This is a genomic window from Psittacicella gerlachiana, assembly GCF_003585965.1.
GTDB lineage: Bacteria > Pseudomonadota > Gammaproteobacteria > Enterobacterales > Psittacicellaceae > Psittacicella > Psittacicella gerlachiana.
Map to the genome: position 1 here is coordinate 1 of NZ_NRJF01000277.1, position 1151 is coordinate 1151.

The 1151-nt window shown below is 27.3% G+C and carries 2 protein-coding genes; both read left to right on the top strand.

Features of this window, described 5'->3' with window-relative positions:
* The coding region (locus tag CKF59_RS07610) for an AAA family ATPase (protein WP_119535305.1) at positions 1–789 on the top strand (789 nt) is incomplete at its 5' end.
* Positions 789–1151 (top strand): type II toxin-antitoxin system VapC family toxin (locus tag CKF59_RS07615; protein ID WP_119535306.1); only part of this gene is annotated, 363 nt, incomplete at its 3' end. The genes CKF59_RS07610 and CKF59_RS07615, both read left to right, overlap by 1 nt.

Consider the following 1151-nt stretch of genomic DNA (forward strand, 5'->3'; position numbering starts at 1 on the left):
ACTCAAAATAGAGGAAATATTTATTCATCTTTATCTAACTCTACTGCTTCTATACATATAGGAACTCTTAAAGATCGTAAGGATAAGTATAAACAGAATCTACTGAAAATAATAGAAAACCCCTATGATAATACAATGGATAATGATGTAAATGGATGGTTCATTAATATTGCATATTCTTCAAATAAATACCAAACAGTAGAAGAAAACCGAGAAATAGAATTAATTACAGTATTAAGAATTCTCAATAAAATTGATTCTCGTATTGATCCTAATCCAGAAAATTTTAAAATTGTAGATGGTTTTGCTCAGATTATGGTAGATGGAGAGTATCTAAAACTAAATGAGTTAAGCAGTGGTTTCGCTTCTATATTAAAAATAGTACAAAGTATTGTATCTGGCTATGGAATTTTTACGAACTCAGATAATATAGAAAATGTCACGGGTTATGTTTTAATTGATGAAATTGAAAGCCACCTACACCTAGAGTGGCAAACTAAAATTCTACCTACTCTTAATGAAATATTCCCTAACACTTACTTTATTGTTACTACTCACTCACCATTAATTCTATATCAACTATATAATGGAGCCGCATTTAAACTAGAAAAAAATAAAGGTTATATCAAAACAGTTCCAATTGATTCACCTAGTAGATATGCTTTAATTGACTTATTAGATGAAATATTTGACATCGATTTAAATAAAATTAAATTAGAAAGAAAAGATCCAACACGCATACAAAGAAAATCTGAAATGTTAAACTTATTAAGAGGTGGGGTTGCTTAATGAGTAAAAAATATCTCCTAGATGCAAATATTATAATTAAAGCTATTAGCGACAATAATAGTATTGAATACAAAATAATAGAAGAATACTTAACCGCATCTGATGTAGAATTATATATCACTCCTCTCATTCGTTATGAGGTTTTAAGAGGTATTGAGTATCAAAATAAGACTGAATTTAAAAGACATATTAGATTTCTCGAATTATTTGATAGCATATCTATTAATAACAAAATATCAAACTTGGCTACAGATTTATTTCGTAAAGAAAAATTCCAAAAACAAGTAAAAAATCGGCAACATAAAAAATTAGATAAACATAATTTTGATTTAATGCACTTTGCTACAGCTAAAGCTAATAAT